The 17,737-nt window shown below is 69.8% G+C and carries 21 protein-coding genes; 12 read left to right on the top strand and 9 right to left on the bottom strand.

What is annotated here, in order from left to right; genetic code table 11:
• Nucleotides 1-34 precede the first annotated feature (34 nt).
• The 4 genes from NS3_RS16355 to NS3_RS16340 all read left to right on the top strand — a co-directional run bounded on the left by NS3_RS16355 (nt 35) and on the right by NS3_RS16340 (nt 3,545).
• On the top strand, nt 35-862 hold the full coding sequence (locus tag NS3_RS16355; protein WP_067860528.1) for a biotin--[acetyl-CoA-carboxylase] ligase: 828 nt from the start codon (nt 35-37) through the stop codon (nt 860-862).
• A 75-nt stretch (nt 863-937) separates the two neighbouring features.
• On the top strand, nt 938-1,441 hold the full coding sequence (locus tag NS3_RS16350; RefSeq protein ID WP_067860527.1) for a PH domain-containing protein: 504 nt from the start codon (nt 938-940) through the stop codon (nt 1,439-1,441).
• A 117-nt stretch (nt 1,442-1,558) separates the two neighbouring features.
• A complete protein-coding gene (locus NS3_RS16345) occupies nt 1,559-2,236 on the top strand; it encodes a response regulator transcription factor (protein WP_067860525.1) in 678 nt (225 codons plus the stop codon).
• A 1-nt stretch (nt 2,237) separates the two neighbouring features.
• Nucleotides 2,238-3,545 (top strand): sensor histidine kinase, encoded by a 1,308-nt coding sequence (locus tag NS3_RS16340; protein WP_067860523.1) that lies wholly within the window; start codon nt 2,238-2,240, stop codon nt 3,543-3,545.
• A gap of 45 nt (nt 3,546-3,590) precedes the next feature.
• On the opposite strand, the gene NS3_RS16335 is transcribed toward NS3_RS16340, so the two are convergent.
• Nucleotides 3,591-4,133: a GtrA family protein gene (locus NS3_RS16335; protein ID WP_067860521.1), complete on the bottom strand. Its 543-nt coding sequence runs from the start codon at nt 4,131-4,133 to the stop codon at nt 3,591-3,593.
• A gap of 87 nt (nt 4,134-4,220) precedes the next feature.
• Here NS3_RS16335 and NS3_RS16330 point away from each other — a divergent pair, with 87 nt between their 5' ends.
• From NS3_RS16330 to NS3_RS16315, 4 genes are all read left to right on the top strand, one after another.
• Nucleotides 4,221-5,393: a 5-(carboxyamino)imidazole ribonucleotide synthase gene (locus NS3_RS16330; protein WP_157101376.1), complete on the top strand. Its 1,173-nt coding sequence runs from the start codon at nt 4,221-4,223 to the stop codon at nt 5,391-5,393.
• The gene (purE, locus tag NS3_RS16325) at nt 5,386-5,901 is read left to right on the top strand and encodes a 5-(carboxyamino)imidazole ribonucleotide mutase (protein ID WP_067860517.1); all 516 of its coding nucleotides are present in this window, start codon (nt 5,386-5,388) and stop codon (nt 5,899-5,901) included. Before NS3_RS16330 ends, purE begins: the two co-directional genes overlap by 8 nt.
• A gap of 89 nt (nt 5,902-5,990) precedes the next feature.
• Nucleotides 5,991-6,686 carry a TetR/AcrR family transcriptional regulator gene (locus NS3_RS16320; protein WP_084495611.1) on the top strand — a complete coding sequence of 232 codons (696 nt, stop codon included), beginning with the start codon at nt 5,991-5,993 and terminating at the stop codon, nt 6,684-6,686.
• 133 nt (nt 6,687-6,819) lie between these two features.
• Complete coding sequence (locus NS3_RS16315) at nt 6,820-7,980, top strand: acyl-CoA dehydrogenase (protein WP_067860513.1); 1,161 nt, start codon at nt 6,820-6,822, stop codon at nt 7,978-7,980.
• A gap of 152 nt (nt 7,981-8,132) precedes the next feature.
• Here the strand turns inward: NS3_RS16315 and NS3_RS16310 are convergent, their stop codons facing one another.
• From NS3_RS16310 to NS3_RS16300, 3 genes are all read right to left on the bottom strand, one after another.
• A complete protein-coding gene (locus NS3_RS16310) occupies nt 8,133-8,459 on the bottom strand; it encodes a hypothetical protein (RefSeq protein ID WP_067860511.1) in 327 nt (108 codons plus the stop codon).
• A 64-nt stretch (nt 8,460-8,523) separates the two neighbouring features.
• The gene (locus NS3_RS16305) at nt 8,524-8,811 is read right to left on the bottom strand and encodes a GNAT family N-acetyltransferase (protein WP_067860509.1); all 288 of its coding nucleotides are present in this window, start codon (nt 8,809-8,811) and stop codon (nt 8,524-8,526) included.
• Nucleotides 8,812-8,872: 61 nt separating this feature from the next.
• The gene (locus NS3_RS16300) at nt 8,873-10,231 is read right to left on the bottom strand and encodes an FAD-binding oxidoreductase (RefSeq protein WP_067860507.1); all 1,359 of its coding nucleotides are present in this window, start codon (nt 10,229-10,231) and stop codon (nt 8,873-8,875) included.
• Between the two features lie 194 nt (nt 10,232-10,425).
• Between NS3_RS16300 and NS3_RS16295 the strand changes: the two genes are divergently transcribed.
• Complete coding sequence (locus NS3_RS16295; RefSeq protein ID WP_067860505.1) at nt 10,426-10,746, top strand: hypothetical protein; 321 nt, start codon at nt 10,426-10,428, stop codon at nt 10,744-10,746.
• A gap of 105 nt (nt 10,747-10,851) precedes the next feature.
• Here NS3_RS16295 and NS3_RS16290 read toward each other — a convergent pair whose 3' ends face one another.
• Genes NS3_RS16290 through NS3_RS16280 form a run of 3 tightly spaced genes read right to left on the bottom strand, consistent with a single transcriptional unit; the run spans nt 10,852 to nt 12,813 of the window.
• Nucleotides 10,852-11,490, bottom strand: coding sequence for a Type 1 glutamine amidotransferase-like domain-containing protein (locus tag NS3_RS16290; protein WP_067860503.1), 639 nt, complete (start codon nt 11,488-11,490; stop codon nt 10,852-10,854).
• Nucleotides 11,491-11,500: 10 nt separating this feature from the next.
• A complete protein-coding gene (locus tag NS3_RS16285) occupies nt 11,501-12,376 on the bottom strand; it encodes a maleylpyruvate isomerase family mycothiol-dependent enzyme (protein ID WP_245649647.1) in 876 nt (291 codons plus the stop codon).
• A complete protein-coding gene (locus NS3_RS16280) occupies nt 12,373-12,813 on the bottom strand; it encodes an HIT family protein (protein ID WP_067860501.1) in 441 nt (146 codons plus the stop codon). The genes NS3_RS16285 and NS3_RS16280 overlap by 4 nt, the downstream gene beginning before the upstream one ends.
• A gap of 229 nt (nt 12,814-13,042) precedes the next feature.
• On the opposite strand from NS3_RS16280, the gene NS3_RS16275 reads away from it, so the two are divergent.
• The 3 genes from NS3_RS16275 to NS3_RS16265 are packed head-to-tail and all read left to right on the top strand — an operon-like array spanning nt 13,043 to nt 15,898.
• The gene (locus tag NS3_RS16275) at nt 13,043-14,161 is read left to right on the top strand and encodes a Re/Si-specific NAD(P)(+) transhydrogenase subunit alpha (RefSeq protein WP_067860499.1); all 1,119 of its coding nucleotides are present in this window, start codon (nt 13,043-13,045) and stop codon (nt 14,159-14,161) included.
• Complete coding sequence (locus tag NS3_RS16270; RefSeq protein ID WP_067860497.1) at nt 14,161-14,475, top strand: NAD(P) transhydrogenase subunit alpha part 2; 315 nt, start codon at nt 14,161-14,163, stop codon at nt 14,473-14,475. Before NS3_RS16275 ends, NS3_RS16270 begins: the two co-directional genes overlap by 1 nt.
• A gap of 4 nt (nt 14,476-14,479) precedes the next feature.
• Entirely contained in the window at nt 14,480-15,898 is a 1,419-nt protein-coding gene (locus NS3_RS16265; protein WP_067860495.1) for an NAD(P)(+) transhydrogenase (Re/Si-specific) subunit beta, read from the top strand.
• A gap of 67 nt (nt 15,899-15,965) precedes the next feature.
• On the opposite strand, the gene NS3_RS16260 is transcribed toward NS3_RS16265, so the two are convergent.
• Entirely contained in the window at nt 15,966-16,229 is a 264-nt protein-coding gene (locus tag NS3_RS16260) for a hypothetical protein (protein ID WP_067860493.1), read from the bottom strand.
• Between the two features lie 10 nt (nt 16,230-16,239).
• A complete protein-coding gene (locus NS3_RS16255; RefSeq protein WP_067860490.1) occupies nt 16,240-17,670 on the bottom strand; it encodes an MFS transporter in 1,431 nt (476 codons plus the stop codon).
• Between the last annotated feature and the right edge of the window lie 67 nt (nt 17,671-17,737).

Below are 17,737 nucleotides of genomic sequence, written 5' to 3'. Positions count from 1 at the left end.
CGGACGCTCCGCGCGGCGGGTAGCGTCGCCGTCCGTGCAGAGCCCTTCACCGGATACCGCGCAGCGCAGGACGCCGTTGGACGTCGGCCGGTTACGCGCCGCCGTCGCCTCGGCCGGGCTGTCGTTCACCCGGGTGGACGTCGTCGAGTCGACCGGATCCACCAACGCCGACCTCATCGTCCGCTCCCGTGAGCCGGGCGCGGACGGTTCGGTCCTGCTCGCCGAGGCGCAGGAGTCCGGGCGCGGCAGGCACGCCCGGGCCTGGGCCAGTCCCCCGCGCGCGCAGATCGCCCTGTCGATGCTGGTGCGCCTGCCCGGAGTCGATCCCGCGGTGCTGGGCTGGCTGCCGTTGCTGACCGGGATCGCCGTGATCGACGCCCTGCGCGCGACCGCGCGGGTCCCCGCGGAGCTCAAGTGGCCCAACGACGTTCTCATCGGCGGTCGCAAGGTGGCCGGCATCCTGGCCGAGGTCGCCGCGGGCGGTCCCGCCCCCGCCGTGGTGATCGGCATCGGCGTCAATGTCACCCTGGGTGAGGCCGAACTCCCTGTGCCGCACGCGATCTCGCTCGAACTCGCCGGGGCCGCCGAACTGGACCGCACCGAGCTGGTGGCGTCGATCCTCACCGAATTCGACCGCCGATTCACCGCCTGGCGCGACGGCGGCTGGGCCACCGCCGGACTCGTCGATGCCTATCGCGAGCGCTGCGCAACCATCGGCACCGAGGTGCGAGCCGAGCTGCCCGGTGGCCGAGCGCTCACCGGAATCGCCACCGGCATCGACGATGCGGGACGTTTGCTCGTGGGCGACGAGGCGGTCTCGGCAGGCGATGTCACCCATCTGCGCGGCCAGTACCGGCCGTGACGGGCTCCGAAATGCGGTGCCCGCCACGGCCGGAGATCCCCGGTAGGGGCCATCGGCGCGGGTAGCGTTTCGGACATGGGTTACCCGGAGGATGTGCTCGCGCCCGAAGAGCAGCTGATACTCCACCGCCATCCGCATTGGAAAATGCTGTTCTGGCCGGTCGTGACGCTCATCGTCGGCACGGCGCTGGCGGGTTTCGGCGGCGGGCTGGCCTACCGCACCACCGAGGGCACGCTGCGCACGGTGCTGCTGATCGCGGTGCCCGTGGCGTGGGTTCTCGTGGTGCTCTGGCGCGTGCTCGCCCCTGTCCTGGCCTGGAAGTCGACGCATTTCATCGTCACCGACCGCCGGGTGCTGGTGCGCGAGGGCGTGCTCACCCACACCGGCATCGACATCCCGATGAGCCGCATCTCCAGCGTGCAGTTCCGCCACGGGATCTTCGACCGGATGCTGGGCACCGGCACCCTGATCATCGGTTCCTCCTCGGACGAGCCGCTCGAATACGACGACATCCCCGACGTGCAGGGCGTGCACTCGCTGCTCTATCACCAGGTGTTCGAGGCCTCCGCAGATCGTTGAGTCGAGCTATGGCCGCGTCGAGCCGATGACCGCGCCGAGCCGATGACCGCGCCGAGCCGATGACCGCGCCGAGCCGATGACCGCGCCGAGCCGGTCGTCGATCCGTAATCTGGTCCCATGACCGCGGTACTGCTGGCCGAAGACGACGAGGCCATCGCTGCGCCGCTTTCGCGGGCGCTGGGGCGCGAGGGATATTCGGTGACCGTGGAGAGTTTCGGCCCCGCCGTGCTCAGCCGCGCGCTGGAGGGTCACCACGATCTGCTCATCCTCGACCTCGGCCTGCCCGGCATGGACGGGCTCGAGGTGTGCCGCCAGGTCAGGGCCCGCGGCGCCGATCTCGCGGTGCTCATGCTCACCGCGCGCACCGACGAAGTGGATTTCGTGGTCGGCCTGGACGCCGGCGCCGACGACTACGTGGGCAAACCCTTCCGGCTGGCCGAGCTGCTGGCTCGGGTGCGTGCGCTGTTGCGCCGCAGCGGCATCGGCGACGAAGCCGTCGAGGTCGGCGGTATCCGCCTGGAGCCCGCCGCGCGCCGGGTGCTGGTCAACGGCGTCGAGGTCGGTCTGGCCAACAAGGAATACGAACTGCTCAAGGTGCTCATCGACCGGGCGGGCCAGGTGGTGCCCAGGGAGACGATTCTGCGCGAGGTCTGGGGCGACGCCGAACTACGCGGCTCGAAGACCCTCGACATGCACATGTCCTGGCTGCGCCGCAAGATCGGCGACGAGGGGCCGATGGCCGAGCGCCGCATCGTCACCGTGCGCGGTGTCGGCTTCCGGCTGAACACGGACTGACGTGCGCCGTCGCATCCTGCGCTCGATGCTGGCCGTGCTGACCGTCACCACGGTCGTGTTCGGCGTGCCGCTGACCTATCTGGCCTGGCTGTGGGTCGAGGACATCACCCGCGGTGACCTGCGCGGCCGCCTCGACCGCGCGGCGACCGAGATCGTGCTGCAGGAGGGCCCCGACGGCCGGGTCGACGGTGGTCTCGATCTGCGGTCGGTGCGCGCGATCGTGCCGGTCGACGGACGGCTGACCATCGTCTACCCGACGCGCCTGGACAATGCCGCGCGCGCCGACATCGGCGTCCCCTCCGTCGAAGACCCGCTGGTGGAGTCGCTGGCGATGGGAGCCTCGGGCTCGCTGCGGCTGGAAGTGCCCGCCGCGCCCATGAAGGAGATGCAGCGCCAGGCTGCGGCGGTGGTGGCGCTGGCCGTCTTGGCCTCGCTCGCCGCGGCGGCGACCGTCGCGGTGGTGACCGCCCGCCGGGTCGCCGATCCGCTGCGCGATGTGGCGGCCAGGGCGGCCCGGCTGGCGATGGGCGATTTTCGGCCCGACCCGCGCAGGCACGGCATCTCCGAACTGGACCGGGTGTCGGACGTGCTCGATTCGGCGACCGTCGAGATCGCCGGCCGCCTGCAACGCGAGCATGCCCTCGTCGCCGATGTCTCCCATCAGCTGCGCAGCCGATTGACCGCGGTGCGGCTGCGGCTGGACGAGCTGTCCGCGCACTACGACCCCGAGGTCGTGCACGAGGCCGAGGAGGCGATGGCGCAGGTCGACCGGCTCACCGAGGCCATCGACGACCTGGTGCGCGCCTCCCGCGACGAGGATGCCGCCGACCGGGATCCCATCCCGGTGATGGAGGAGTTGCGCGCGGTGATCGAGGAATGGAAGCCGCCGTTCGGCGAGGTGGGCAGACGGCTGGTGCTGGCAGGCGACGAGTCGCTGCGGGCCAGGATCACCCCGTCTCGGTTGCGCGAGGCGGTCACCGTGCTGGTCGACAACGCGCTCATGCACGGCGGCGGGACCTGCACTGTCTCGGTGCGCGCGGTGCGTCCCGGTTTCGCCCGGGAGCCGCTGGTCTGCGTGGAGGTCGGCGACCAGGGCGAGGGCGTGCGCGATGAACTCGCCCCGCACATCTTCGACCGCGGGTTCTCCGCCGGTGGCTCGACGGGCGTCGGCCTGGCGCTGGCTCGCGCGCTCATCGAAGCCGACGGCGGCAGGCTCGAACTCCAGCAGCGCCGTCCCGCCATGTTCCGGGTGTTCCTGGGTTCCTCGGTGACCGGCAAACCGGTGTCCGTCGCTCCCGAACCACGCTGAACCGGCCCGTGCTCGACCCACCCGCGCCGAACCGATCCGTGCCGGTCAGCTGCGGTCGAGCCGCTCTTCCTCGACGAGTTCCTCGAATTCGGCCTCGAGCTCGGCCATCTCGTCGGGGAACACCCATCTGCGCATGGCCCAGAAGCGGAATGCCATCTGCAGCAGATTGCCGATGATGAACGCGCTGACGAAGTCGGCGACGTTCTCGACCAGGAAACTGACCGAGGGCTGACGCAGGTCGAACACGTAGCTCGATATCCACAGCGGGATATTGCTGAGCGCCACGCCCACACCGCTGACCCCGAAGAACAGCAGCGCTTCGTGACTGCGCTCGCGTCCGCCGCGGTGCTTGAACGACCACTCGCGGTTGAGGACGTAGGAGGCGATGACGGCGATGACGCCCGAGATGATCTTGGCGGTGACCGGCTTGTCGGTCAGTACCGTCCACTTGAGCAGGTAGAAGATGCCGCTGTCGATGATGAAGGTGGTGGCCCCGACGATGGCGAACTTGATCAGTTCGTGGTGGCGGTAGGCCATCTCCCGCACGGGCTGGGGGAGGACGCTGACCGCGTCGTCGACGATGGACACGGGGTCGAAGTGTACCGGTAGGGGTCCCGCCGACCCGACGTGACAAGATTGCCCGACGTGAGCACCCGTAGTTTCGACCCTTCCGCCATGCCCACCGTCACCATGATCGGCGGCGGGCAGCTGGCACGGATGACGCATCAGGCCGCGATCGCCCTCGGTCAGCGGCTGCGGGTGCTGGCCGAGCGGGCCGACGATCCGGCCGCGCAGGTCAGCCCCGACGTCGTGCTCGGCTCGCACACCGATCTGGCCGCGCTGCGCAAGGCCGCCGTCGGCTCGCACGCGCTGACCTTCGACCACGAGCACGTGCCCACCGAGCACCTGGAAACCCTCCTCGCCGAGGGCGTGACCGTGGCCCCACCGCCGTCGGCCCTGCGCTACGCCCAGGACAAGCTGGACATGCGCGTGCGCCTGACCGAACTCGGCCTGCCCGTCCCCGCCTTCACCGCGGTGAGCGCGCCCGCCGACGCGATCGCGTTCGGCGACGAGCACGGCTGGCCGTTCGTCCTCAAGGCGGTACGCGGCGGCTACGACGGCCGCGGCGTCTGGATGCCCGCCGACGCCGCCGAAGCCGAGCGGCTGGTCACCGAACAACTGGACCGCGGTGTCCGGCTGCTCGCCGAGGCGAAGGTCGATCTGCGCCGCGAACTCTCCGCGATGGTGGCCCGCTCGCCCTTCGGGCAAGCCGCGACCTGGCCGGTGGTGGAGACGGTGCAGCGCAACGGTCAGTGCGCGGTGGTGCTGGCGCCCGCACCCGGCCTGTCCGACGAGCTGGGTGCGCGCGCGGAGACCATGGCGCTGAACCTGGCTCGCGAACTCGGCGTGGTCGGCGTGATGGCCGTCGAGTTGTTCGAGACCCGGCAGGGCGACCTGCTGGTCAACGAACTGGCGATGCGCCCGCACAACTCCGGCCACTGGGGCATGGACGGCGCCCGCACCGGCCAGTTCGAACAGCACCTGCGCGCCGTCCTCGACTACCCGCTCGGCGACACCACCCCGCTGGCCCCGGTCACCGTGATGGCCAACATCCTCGGCGCCCCCGAAGCGCCCGCGATGTCGATGGACGAGCGCCTGCACCACTTGTTCGCCCGTATGCCCGAGGCCAAGGTGCACCTCTACGGCAAGAGCGAGCGCCCCGACCGCAAGATCGGGCACGTGAACCTACTCGGCGAGGATGTCGCCGAGGTTCGTGAGAAGGCAGAGCGTGCGGCGCACTGGATGTCGCACGGCGTTTGGACCGACGGATGGGATCCGCATGAGTGAGATCGGCAACACCGGCCCGGCGGTCGGGTTGATCATGGGCAGCGACTCGGACTGGCCGACCATGGAGGCCGCCGCGGAGGCGCTGGCCGAGTTCGGCGTCCGCTTCGAGGTCGGCGTCGTCTCCGCCCACCGCACCCCGCAACGCATGCTCGACTACGCCCGTCAGGCCGCGGGCCGCGGTGTGCGGGTGATCATCGCGGGCGCGGGTGGCGCGGCCCACCTGCCCGGCATGGTCGCTTCCGCGACCCCGTTGCCGGTCATCGGCGTGCCCGTCCCGTTGAAGTACCTCGACGGCATGGACTCGCTGTTGTCCATCGTGCAGATGCCCGCGGGCGTGCCCGTGGCCACCGTCTCCATCGGTGGCGCGCGCAACGCCGGCCTGCTCGCCGTGCGCATTCTCGCCGCCGCCGATCCCGCGCTGCGCGCCCGCATGGAGCAGTTCCAGGCGAACCTCGAGAGCATGGTCCTCGACAAGGATCGCGCCCTGCGCGAGAAGCTGCTCGGCTGACGTCGGAGGGCTTGTTTCCGGGGCAGGCTACTGGCAGGTCGGCTCGTTCCGTGGGCCGCGCCGCTCGCGTCAGCCGATACGGTGGTTCGGTGGCGAGTGCGGAGAGTTCCCGGGTGCGTCCCGGGGTGACGGGGGTGGATCCGGCGCGGTTCCGGCTGACCGTGGTGGACGAGGCGTTGCGGCTGTTCGCGGACAAGGGCTACGAAGCGACCACGGTCGATGAGATCGCGGAGGCCGCGGGCATCTCGCGGCGCACGTTCTTCCGGCAGTTCCGGTCCAAAGAGGACGTGATCTTCGCCGATCACGAGGCGCAGCTCGCCGCGGCCTCCGCTTTTCTGGAGGCGGCGCAGGGTGATCCGTGGGACGCCGTCTGCGAAGCGGTGGTGCAGGTCTTCGAGCGCTTCACCCAGTGGCGCGATATCGCCGCGCGCCGGTACCGGGTGGTGCGCCGGGTGCCCGCGCTGCGCGAACGCGAGATCGTCACGGTGTTCCGCTACGAACGGCTGTTCACCGATTACCTGCGCGACCGCCTGCCCGACTCGCCCGATCTGGCGCGCGTGCAGTTCACCGCCGCGGTGACCGCGACCCACAACTACCTGCTGCGTCGCATGGTGCGGGGGGAGTCCGATGCGGGCGCCGCCGATCTGCGTCAGGAGCTGGCCTCGATCCCGCGCGGGCACGAGCGCGAACACTCCGCCGACGAGCTGGTGGTGGCGGTGTTCCCTCGCGATATGCCCACTCGCCGCGTTGCCGATCTGCTCACCCGCAGACTCGGTACGCTGTGAAGCGGTGACCACCACTACCTGACACTGAGTGCCATAACGTATCCCCAAGTGCCGCCCTTGGTCGGGTGTGCGCTTAGCGGTAGGATGGCACCGAGTGCCGATGCGTTGACCCCGATACCCAGGAGTGTGCCCGATGGCGGGAAACCCCGATTTCGACCTGTTCAAGCTCGAGGACTTCCACGACGAGCTGCGTGCGGCCATCCGTGCCCTGGCGGAGAAGGAAATCGCGCCGCACGCGAAGGCCGTCGACGGTGAGGCCCGTTTCCCCGAAGAGGCGCTGACCGCGCTCAACGCCGCAGGGTTCAACGCCGTGCACGTCCCCGACGCCTTCGGCGGCCAGGGCGCCGACTCGGTCGCCACCTGCATCGTGATCGAAGAGGTCGCTCGCGTCTGTGGTTCCTCCTCGCTGATCCCCGCGGTCAACAAGCTCGGCACCATGGGCCTGATCCTCAGCGGCTCCGAGGAGCTCAAGGCCAAGGTGCTGCCCGACATCGTCAACGGTGAGATGGCCTCCTACGCGCTGTCCGAGCGCGAGGCAGGCTCCGACGCCGCCTCCATGCGCACCCGCGCCCGCCAGGAGGGCGACGACTGGATCCTCAACGGATCCAAGTGCTGGATCACCAACGGCGGCAAGTCCAGCTGGTACACCGTGATGGCCGTGACCGACGCCGACAAGGGCGCCAACGGCATCTCCGCGTTCATGGTCCACAAGGACGACGAGGGCTTCGTCGTCGGCCCGCTCGAGCACAAGCTCGGCATCAAGGGCTCGCCCACCGCCGAGCTGTACTTCGAGAACTGCCGCATCCCCGGCGACCGCATCGTCGGCGAGCCCGGCACCGGCTTCAAGACCGCGCTGCAGACCCTCGACCACACCCGCCCCACCATCGGCGCGCAGGCGGTCGGCCTGGCCCAGGGCGCGCTGGACGCCGCGATCGCCTACACCAAGGACCGCAAGCAGTTCGGCAAGCCGATCGCCGACTTCCAGAACACCCAGTTCATGCTCGCCGACATGGCGATGAAGATCGAGGCCGCCCGCCTCATGGTCTACACCTCCGCGGCCCGCGCCGAGCGCGGCGAGAAGAACCTCGGCTTCATCTCCGCCGCCGCCAAGTGCTTCGCCTCCGACGTAGCCATGGAAGTCACCACCAACGCCGTCCAGCTCTTCGGCGGCGCCGGCTACACCACCGACTTCCCGGTCGAGCGCATGATGCGCGACGCCAAGATCACCCAGATCTACGAGGGCACCAACCAGATCCAGCGGGTCGTCATGTCCCGCGCGCTGCTCAAGGGCTGATCCTTCGGTTGCCATGGAAAAGGGCGGCTCCGGATTCTTCCGGGGCCGCCCCTTTCGTCCGCCGGAGGGGCCGGGTGCGGCGCACTCCGTACCGGACCGCCGAAGTGTCCCGGCCGATCCGGCTCACGCCTGCTCCGGCGAACGACCGCAGGTCACTCCTGCTTGTCGAGCGCCTCGACAGCTGCCAGGTACTGGGCCTCCGCGGCCCGCAGCATCTCGTGAGCCGCCTTCAGGTGGGTGTTCTCGGCGACCAGGTCGGCGTGCGCCCGCGCCATCGCCGCGTGCTGTTCCGACAGCTCTGTGATGATCGCCCCCGCCTGCTCCACGATGTCGAGGCGGCCCTGGGCGCGCGCCAGCGCGATCGTCTCGACCGCCTGCTCGATCAACTGCTCGGTCTCGCCGCTGGCGAGCAGCTCCTCACCGGCACGAATCTGATCTTCCGCGCTGGCGGAGATGTCCCCGCCGGATGGGTTCGTCATGCCCACTATCGTGCCGCATCGAGGCCGGGGGCGAGCCGCTGGGAGCAGGCGGAGGAGATCGTTCTCAGCCGGCCAGGAGGTCGGCGTACTCGCGGTGCTCGGCGATGTATTTGTCCACGTACCAGCAGGTCGGCAGCACGGTGTAGCCCGCGGTGCGGGTCTCGTCGAGGGCGAACTTCACGACCTTGCCCGCGATGCCCTGGCCGCGGAACTCGGGGAAGGTGACCGTGTGGTTGAAGTCGCGGACCTTGGTGTCCTCGCGCTCGGCGTAGTCGGCGTACCCGGCGAGGGTGTCGTCGATGTAGATCTCGTAGCGGGTGTCGGCGGCGTTGTGCTCGAGCCTGGTCGTCATATCCGCATCCAACCGCACGGTCTGCGGGAATGTTCCACAGCGGCCGGGAGGCGGACGGTGATCACAGGATCGCGCCGGGGTTGAGGATGCCGTGCGGGTCCAGGGCGTCCTTGATGCGACGGGTCAGCGCGATCACGTCCGGGCCCACCTGGTCGGGCAGCCACGCCTTCTTCAGACGGCCGACGCCGTGTTCGCCGGTGATCGTGCCGCCGAGGGCGATGGCCAGGTCCATGATCTCGCCGAAGGACTGGTGCGCGCGGGCGGTGTTCTCGGGATCGGTGGGGTCGTGGACGATCAGCGGGTGGGTGTTGCCGTCGCCGGCGTGGGCGATGACCGAGACGACGACGTCGTTGCGGGCGGCGATGGCGGCGATGCCGGAGACCAGTTCGCCGAGGCGGGGCAGGGGCACGCCGACGTCTTCGAGCAGCAGCGGACCGATCTTCTCCACGGCCGGGATCGCGTAGCGGCGGGCGGCGGTGAACGCCTCGCCTTCGTCCGGATCGTCGGTGTGGAAGACCTCCGAGGCGCCGGCCTTCTCGCACGCCTTCGCCATGATCTCGGCTTCCCTGGCGGCGAATTCGCCGGGGGCGTCGGAGCGGGCGACCAACAACGCGGCGGCGGCGCGGTCCAGGCCCATGCGCAACTCGTCCTCGACGGCGTTGATGGCGACCCGGTCCATGAATTCCAGCATCGACGGCCGCAGTTCGCCGGTGATGGCGAGAATGGCGTCGGTTGCCGAGTCCAGCGTGGAGAAGCTCGCTACCACCGTGGTCTGACGAGGCTGTGCGGGCAGCAGACGCAAGGTCAGTTCGGTGATGACGCCCAGGGTTCCCTCGCTGCCGACGAACAGTTTGGTCAGCGACAGGCCCGCCGAGTCCTTCAATCGCGGGCCGCCGAGACGGACCGGGGTGCCGTCGGCGAGCACCACCTCCATGCCGAGGACGTAGTCGGTCGTGACGCCGTATTTCACGCAGCACAGTCCGCCCGCGTTGGTGGCGGCGTTGCCGCCGATCGAGCAGATCTCGAAGGAGGACGGATCGGGTGGATACCACAGGCCGTGTTCGGCGACAGCCCGCTTGACTTCGGCGTTGAGCAGTCCGGGCTGGACGACGGCGGTGCGGGTCACCGGGTCGACAGTGATGGCGCGCATCCGTTCGGTGCTCAGTACCAGCCCGCCGTCGAGCGCGGTGGCCCCGCCGGACAGACCCGAGCCCGCGCCGCGCGGGACCACGGGAACCCGGTGTTCGTGCGCCCAACGCAAGGTGGCGGCCACGTCGGCGGTGCTGTGCGCGCGCACCAAGGCCAGCGGTTGCCCGGCGGCCGGATCCTTCGCCCAGTCCTGACGGTAGGCTGCCAGCAGATCGCGATCGGTGTGCAGGGCGCCGTCGGACAGCGCGGCCGCGAGCTCGTGCAGATCCACCCTGTCACGCTACCCCGCGCGGCGCGGTGTTCCGGGTGGATTTCGGCAGCGTGAATTTCGCCGCCCGGAGTGGTTTTTCCCTCGTGGCCGGGCAACAATCTGTTCGGGTGCGGGCGTCGCAGGCAGGGCCGTTCATCGGCGAGGCCGCTCGCGGTCGGGGCTGATGGCAGACAACACCGAGGGAGGGCTCGACCATGCGCACCGAAGGACCGGACACCCACGATCTCGTGGCCGCCGCATTCGCCGAGGAATTCGGTGACTCCGCAGTCGACGCAGTCGATCTGGAGGTGCTGCGGCGCATCCACAGCGGGGATTTCGCCCCTTGGTCGGCGGCACTGGAACATTCCGGGCTGTTCGACAAGCAGGCCATGGCGCGGATCGTCGCGCGCTGGCGCGAGAACCCGGAGTCGTTGATCGCCGCGCTGCTCGCCGACGCCGACGATGTGACCCGCCGCCGCTGGTCGATGGCGTGGTCGGGGCTGGATCGCCCGGAGCCACTGAGCCGGATCGGCTGATCCGCGTCGGCGTCGACCATCGCGTGGTCGACCACGGCGCGTTCGGACACGGCGAGCGGGCGGGTGGCCGAACCGGCTGTAGGGCGGCCGAATTCGGCACGGCACTCAGGGCAACAGCTCGACCGACGGCCCGTCGACCACCACGACTGCGTCGTCGTTCAACGCCCAATGCGCGACCCCGGCCGCGCGGTACTCCTCCGCCAGCCGGGCACTCGCGCCGTCCGGATCGGTCGGCGAATCCACGTGCGGCACGATCCGCCGATCGACGAGCCCGAGCCCGTCCCACTGCGGCTCCACCCCGCAGGTCGGCGACACCTCGGCGGGATCGTCCATCGACTCGATGCCGTGCAGATCCGGGGTCAGCAGACAAGCCCCCGCGCTGTACCCGGCGTAGACCAGGGCGTCCTCGGCGAGAAGTGCGGGCAGCACCCGATCCGCGCCGCTGCGGGCGAACTGCGCGCGCAGCACGAAGGTATTGCCCCCGCGCACCCACACCATCGGGAATCCGCGCAGCGCGGCGTCCAGATCGTCCGAGCGCCCGGCGTAGTCGCGCAGATCCAGCACCTCGGGCGAGTAGCCGTGGCGGCGCAGCGGAACCAGATCGCTGGTGACCGCCGACTGCCAGGCGGCGGGCCAGGCATCGCAGGCGTTGGGAATCACCGCGACCCGACCCGGCTCGCCGACGAGCCGGGTCAGCCGGTCGGCGTGCCTGCCGAACCGATAGGAGGCCAGGAACAGGCGCACGGCCGCCCGATCAGATCGTGAAGGCCAGATTGCGGACCAGCTGCAACCCGAGCTTCTCCTCGCCCGCGAAATCGATCTCGCCGAGATGATCCTCGAGAGCCACCCGGCCGCCACCGAGGCGCACGAAAAGCCCGGAGTCCAAGGTGATCCGGACCGTGGGCGGCTCGGCGAAGCTGTCGACGAAGCCCGCGCGCTCGGCGACCTCGATCCGCAGGGACCGCGCGAACTCGCCGGTCAGCACGAACTCCACCCGCGATCCGGCGGGCGCCTTGCCGAGCTTGGCGACCACGCGGGGGAGCGAGCCCGCGAACTCCACGAAGGCCCGCTCGCCGCGCGCACCGCCCTCGGCGACCCGCACGCCGAGGGAGTCGGCGATATCGAGTTCGTGCAACCAGCAGTCGAACAACCGCACGCGCATGAACCGGCCGTAGGGGACCTGGCCGATGGGCGAGATGGTCGGTGTCGCCCATGCGTCGTCGGTCATTGCGGCCAGTGCCGCGCGGCGACGGTCGGTGACCTCTCGGTAGAGCGCGAGCAGGCGGGCGCCGGGCATCGAGCGCAGCCGGTCGATCCAGATCTCGTTGAGCACGGCGGTCTCGTTGCGCACGTGCGGCAGGTCGTGCACATCGGTCTTCGGGCGCTCGGGATCGTGCGCGGGCGGCTTCTCACCCAGCAGCCAGGACTCGGTGCCGACCACGTGCGCGACGATGTCGAAGACCGTCCAGCCCGGCAGGATCGACGGTGTCCGCCAGGCGGACTCGTCGAGACCGGCGACCAGATCGTCGATGGCCTGCCACTGCTCGGACAGCAGTGCGGTCAGTTCGCCTTTGTCCAGGGTGGGATCGGCGATCGTCGGATTCTCGCTCGACTTCGGGGAGTCGCTCAATGCTGGTTTCCTTCCTCGAGTGCTGCCAGGCCCGCCCGGATCGCGGCGGCGGTGGATTCCGGATCGTGCGGTCTGCGCAGCAGCAGTCCTTTGACGAGGCCGAGTTTGTCGCCCCGGCGGCGCGGGATCACGTGCAGGTGGACGTGATCGACAGTCTGGAAGGCCGCGCGGCCGTCGTTGATCACCAGGTTCGCGCCGTCGGCGGCCAGCCCGCCGCGGCGCACGGCCTGTGCCAGGCGATGGCCCGCGCGGAACATGGTCGCTCCCAGCTCCGGGTCCAGGTCGGGCAGTTCGGCGGCATGTCTCTTGGGAACCACCAAGGTGTGCCCGCGGGTGATGGGCCGGATGTCGAGGAAGGCGCACAAGGTCTCGTCCTCGTAGACCTTGGTGGCAGGCGCGGTCCCGGCCACGATGCCGCAGAAGACGCAGTCGTTCACCTCCGTGACCCTACGGTGTGCCGCTCCGCCGGGACAGTCCCGCCACAGGGGAACGGAGAGTGAACGCTGTGGTGGCGGGGCGACTTCGGAGCGCCTTGTGACGGGCATCTCAGCTAGGCTCACCGCAGGCCGGGTATGGTTGCGAGGATTTCAGGCGAAGTTACTCGTGAGTAACTTCGCCTGGCCGTCATCCGGTGGTTCCGGCCACCACGAGCAGGAAGTCTGACAAGTGGAGACAACGCAAAACGTGGGCGATTCGTCCCCGCGCGGAGCGCGTGTCGGAGTCGTTCGCGAGACCAACGCGGGCGAACGACGTGTCGCATTGGTACCCAAGATCATTCCCTCCCTGGTGAAGCAGGGGCTGGAGGTGGTCGTGGAGGCCGGCGCCGGACACGGAGCGCTCATTCCGGACGAGGCTTTCGTCGCCGCAGGCGCGGTCATCGGTGATCCGTGGTCGGCCGATGTCGTGGTCAAGGTCGCGCCGCCGGGCGACGCCGAAGTGGCGAAACTGTCGAAGGGCCAGACCCTGATCGGCTTCCTCGCCCCGCGCAACGCCGACAACCAGATCGAGGCGCTGAAATCGGCGGGCGTGCAGGCCTTCGCCGTGGAGGCCATCCCGCGCATCTCGCGCGCGCAGGTGATGGACGCGCTGTCCTCGCAGGCGAACGTGGCCGGCTACAAGGCCGTGTTGCTGGCCGCCTCGGAGTCGACGCGCTTCTTCCCGATGCTCACCACCGCCGCGGGCACCGTGAAGCCGGCGACCGTGCTGGTGCTCGGCGTCGGTGTCGCGGGTCTGCAGGCGCTGGCGACGGCCAAGCGTCTCGGCGGGCGCACCACCGGCTACGACGTGCGTCCCGAGGTCGCCGATCAGGTCCGCTCGGTCGGTGCGCAGTGGCTCGATCTCGGCATCGACGCCGCCGGTGAGGGCGGCTACGCCCGCGAGCTCACCGATGACGAGAAGGCCCAGCAACAGCAGGCTCTCGAAGACGCCATCAAGGGTTTCGACGTGGTCATCACGACCGCGCTGGTGCCGGGCAGGCCCGCGCCGCGTCTGGTCACCGCCGCCGCGGTCGAGGGCATGAAGCCCGGCAGCGTGATCGTGGACCTGGCGGGCGAGACCGGCGGCAACTGCGAGCTCACCGAGCCGGGGCAGACCGTCGTCAAGCACGACGTCACCATCGCCTCGCCGCTGAACCTGCCCGCCACCATGCCCGAGCACGCCAGCGAGCTGTACTCGAAGAACATCGCGGCCCTGCTGGAGCTGATGCTGGTCGACGGCAAGCTCGCCCCGGACTTCGGTGACCAGGTGCTCGCCGATTCCTGTGTCACACGTGAGGTGGACGCCTGATGTATTCCGAACTGCTGGCCAATATCGCGATCCTGGTGCTGTCCGGGTTCGTCGGTTTCGCCGTCATCTCGAAGGTGCCCAACACCCTGCACACCCCGCTGATGTCGGGCACCAACGCCATCCACGGCATCGTCGTGCTCGGCGCGCTGGTTGTGCTGGGCAAGGTGCAGGACCCGTCGCTGGGCATCCAGATCATCCTTTTCGTCGCCGTGGTCTTCGGCACGTTGAACGTGGTCGGCGGCTTCGTGGTCACCGACCGCATGCTGGGGATGTTCAAGGGCAAGAAGCCTGTTGCGCAGAAGGCGGGCGAGTAATCCCATGGACAATCTGGTCAACATTCTCTACATCGTCGCCTTCGCGATGTTCATCTACGGTCTGATGGGCCTGACCGGCCCGAAGACCGCCGTGCGCGGCAACTGGATTGCCGCCGCGGGCATGGGTCTGGCCGTCGTGGCCACCCTGATCGCGATCCGCGATACCGGTAACTGGATCATCATCGTCGCGGGCCTGGTCGTCGGTGTCGCGCTCGGCGTGCCACCCGCCAAGTTCACGAAAATGACCGAGATGCCGCAGCTGGTCGCGGCGTTCAACGGCGTCGGCGGCGGCACGGTCGCGCTCATCGCGTGGGCCGAATTCCTCGATACCACCGGCTTCTCGAACTTCAAGCACGGCGAGGAGCCGACCGCCCACATCATCGTGGGCTCGCTGTTCGCCGCGATCATCGGCTCGATCTCGTTCTGGGGCTCGCTGATCGCCTTCGGCAAGCTGCAGGAGATCCTGCCCGGTCGCCCGCTCGGCGTGGGCAAGCTGCAGCAGCCGCTGAACCTGCTGCTGGCGGTCGGTTCCGTCGCGGCCGCGGTCGTCATCGGCGTCCAGGCCGGCGACGGCGGCGCGGCCTGGTGGTGGATGCTGCTGCTGCTGGTCGTCGCCGGTGTGCTCGGCCTGATGGTCGTGCTGCCGATCGGCGGCGCGGACATGCCCGTGGTCATCTCGCTGCTCAACGCGCTGACCGGTCTGTCGGCGGCGGCCGCGGGCCTGGCGCTGAACAACACCGCCATGATCGTCGCCGGCATGATCGTCGGCGCGTCCGGCACCATCCTGACCAACCTGATGGCCAAGGCCATGAACCGGTCCATTCCGGCGATCGTCGCGGGCGGCTTCGGCGGCGGCGCGGTCGCGGGCGGCGGCGGCTCCGGCGAGCAGAAGCAGGCCAAGGCCACCTCGGCCGCCGACGCCGCGATCCAGATGGCCTACGCCAATCAGGTCATCGTGGTCCCCGGCTACGGCATGGCGGTGGCGCAGGCCCAGCACGCGGTCAAGGAGATGGCGGCGCTGCTGGAGGCCAAGGGCGTGGAGGTCAAGTACGCGATCCACCCGGTCGCCGGTCGTATGCCCGGCCACATGAACGTGCTGCTGGCCGAGGCCGAGGTGTCCTACGACGCCATGAAGGAAATGGACGACATCAACGGCGAGTTCTCGCGCACCGATGTCGCCCTGGTGATCGGCGCCAACGACGTCACCAATCCGTCGGCCCGGGAGGACGCGTCGAGCCCGATCTACGGCATGCCGGTGCTCAATGTCGATCAGGCCAAGAGCGTCATCGTGCTCAAGCGCTCGATGAACTCCGGTTTCGCCGGCATCGACAATCCGCTGTTCTACGCCGACCACACCTCGATGCTGTTCGGCGACGCCAAGAAGTCCGTCGGTGCGGTCACCGAGGAGTTGAAGGCGCTCTAGGGCAACAGGTCCGGTCGAAACCCCGGCCCTCCCGCTCGGCGGGTGGGCCGGGGTTTCGCATTTCCGCTCAGCCGCCCAGGGCGCGCTTGCGTTCCTCGATGGCGTCCACCGCCTCGGACAGGCTCAACCCCCGATGGATCTTGCGGTACTCCCTGATGGCCTCGATCTTCTTGCCCATCAACAGCAGCGAGTCGATCTCGCCCATCCCCTGGGTGGAGACCAGCGGGCGAGTGTCGACGCTCGCGGGCTCGATGCCCAGGTGCTCGATGATCAGATCCAGTTTGCGCTCGACGCGGGCCAGCCTGCGCTCGAGTTCAGCGTTGCCGAACATACCGGCGACCCTACCGATGCTCCGGATGACGTGCGGCGGCCGGCGTGTGCACCACATCGGCCGACAGGGCGCAGATCAGCACCGCGATCAGCGGCACCACCAACGCGACGGACAGCGGAACCCACTCGGTCAGCCCGCCGATCAGCGCGGGCCCGGCGAGCAGCCCGACATAGCCGAGGGCGAACACCCGCGACATGTCCGTGGCGGCCGTGCCCGACCCCAGATTCCCGGCGGCGGTGAAGATCTGCGGAATGCTGCCGGACAATCCCAGCCCGCACAGCGCCCAGCCGGTCAGCGTCAGCGGCGTCCACGGCGAGATCATGATCGTCGCCGTGCCGAGGGCGGCCAGCAGCATGCCGTAGCGGACCACCGCGACCGGACCGAACGCGCCGCTCACCCGATCGGCGACCAGCCGCCCGCCGGTCATGGTCACCGAGAAGGCGGCGAAGGCCAGTGCGGCGGTGGCATCGTCCACGCCGAGGCGTTCGCGCATCTGCAGGGTGCTCCAGTCCGCGGCCACGCCTTCGGTGAGCAGCACCGCGAAGGCGATCACGGCCAGCGCCAGCACTTTTCGCCCGTGCCGCTGCCGCGCGCCGGGGGCGTCGACCGGCTCCACCGCATGCGTGCCCTTGTTCGCGGGCGTGACCTGGTGCCGTTTCGACGCGGCGCCATCGCCCGCGAACGCGGTGCGGTGCGGCGTCGAGGCGCTCGCGGTCGGGTGTGGTTGTGACGGGTGGTCCTCGCCTGCGGACTCGGCGGTGGCCGGCACTGTGGTGCTCGGGGGCGGATCGGGCAGCGCCGCGGCGACCACCGCGACGGTCGCGCCGGCACCGGGCGCGGCTGCCGTGGTATCCGAGTCTGCGAGCAGCCGCGGCACGCACAGCCCCACCAGCGTCAGACCGGCGACGCACGCCAGCATCAGGGTCATCCGCGGATCCAGACCGGCGCGCAGCGCCGCCGCGCCCAGCAGCGACCCGAGCAGCCCGCCGCCGGAGAACAGCGCGTGGAAGGCCGACATGATGGGTCGCCGGTAGGCCCGTTCGACGTGCACCGCCTGCGCGTTCATCGAGACGTCCAGCGCGCCGTTGCCGAAGCCGAAGCAGGCCAACGCGATTCCCAGACCGACCGGCCCCGTCGCCAGACCGGGGCCGACCACGGCGAGCGAGGCGACCCCGGCCGCGGCGGCCACGAGCGCACGACTGCCGAACCGGTCGGCGAGCGGTCCGGCCAGGCGCATCCCGACGATGCCCGCGCCCGCCATCAGCAGGATGAACATGCCGAGGGCGGAATGGGAGACGCCGGTGCGGTCGGTGACGGCGGGGATGTGCACCACCCACATCGCCAGCAGGAAGCCGTTCACGCCGAAGACGGTGAACACGGCGGCGCGCGCGAACCGCACTCCGGTGTCCGGTTGTGCTGTCTCCCCGAAGACTCCCCGCATCTCATCGACGGTACCGAGGGCAACGCCCGCGGTCGACGGTCGGACGCTCGGCTATCGTCGGCCGGGT

Origin of the sequence: Nocardia shimofusensis NBRC 100134 (assembly GCF_001613125.1) — a bacterium.
GTDB classification, from domain to species: domain Bacteria; phylum Actinomycetota; class Actinomycetes; order Mycobacteriales; family Mycobacteriaceae; genus Nocardia; species Nocardia shimofusensis.
The sequence above is the reverse complement of the archived record's forward strand: the minus strand, read 5'-3'. Positions and strand labels throughout refer to the sequence as shown.

Excerpts from the sequence above, each read along its gene's own strand:
- NS3_RS16350 (WP_067860527.1), top strand. The coding sequence starts at position 938 with ATGGGTTACCCGGAGGATGTGCTCGCGCCCGAAGAGCAGCTGATACTC.
- NS3_RS16345 (WP_067860525.1), top strand. The coding sequence starts at position 1,559 with ATGACCGCGGTACTGCTGGCCGAAGACGACGAGGCCATCGCTGCGCCG.
- NS3_RS16330 (WP_157101376.1), top strand. The coding sequence starts at position 4,221 with ATGCCCACCGTCACCATGATCGGCGGCGGGCAGCTGGCACGGATGACG.
- purE (WP_067860517.1), top strand. The coding sequence starts at position 5,386 with ATGAGTGAGATCGGCAACACCGGCCCGGCGGTCGGGTTGATCATGGGC.
- NS3_RS16315 (WP_067860513.1), top strand. The coding sequence starts at position 6,820 with ATGGCGGGAAACCCCGATTTCGACCTGTTCAAGCTCGAGGACTTCCAC.
- NS3_RS16310 (WP_067860511.1), bottom strand. The coding sequence starts at position 8,459 with ATGACGAACCCATCCGGCGGGGACATCTCCGCCAGCGCGGAAGATCAG.
- NS3_RS16305 (WP_067860509.1), bottom strand. The coding sequence starts at position 8,811 with ATGACGACCAGGCTCGAGCACAACGCCGCCGACACCCGCTACGAGATC.
- NS3_RS16295 (WP_067860505.1), top strand. The coding sequence starts at position 10,426 with ATGCGCACCGAAGGACCGGACACCCACGATCTCGTGGCCGCCGCATTC.
- NS3_RS16270 (WP_067860497.1), top strand. The coding sequence starts at position 14,161 with ATGTATTCCGAACTGCTGGCCAATATCGCGATCCTGGTGCTGTCCGGG.
- NS3_RS16265 (WP_067860495.1), top strand. The coding sequence starts at position 14,480 with ATGGACAATCTGGTCAACATTCTCTACATCGTCGCCTTCGCGATGTTC.
- NS3_RS16260 (WP_067860493.1), bottom strand. The coding sequence starts at position 16,229 with ATGTTCGGCAACGCTGAACTCGAGCGCAGGCTGGCCCGCGTCGAGCGC.
- NS3_RS16255 (WP_067860490.1), bottom strand. The coding sequence starts at position 17,670 with ATGCGGGGAGTCTTCGGGGAGACAGCACAACCGGACACCGGAGTGCGG.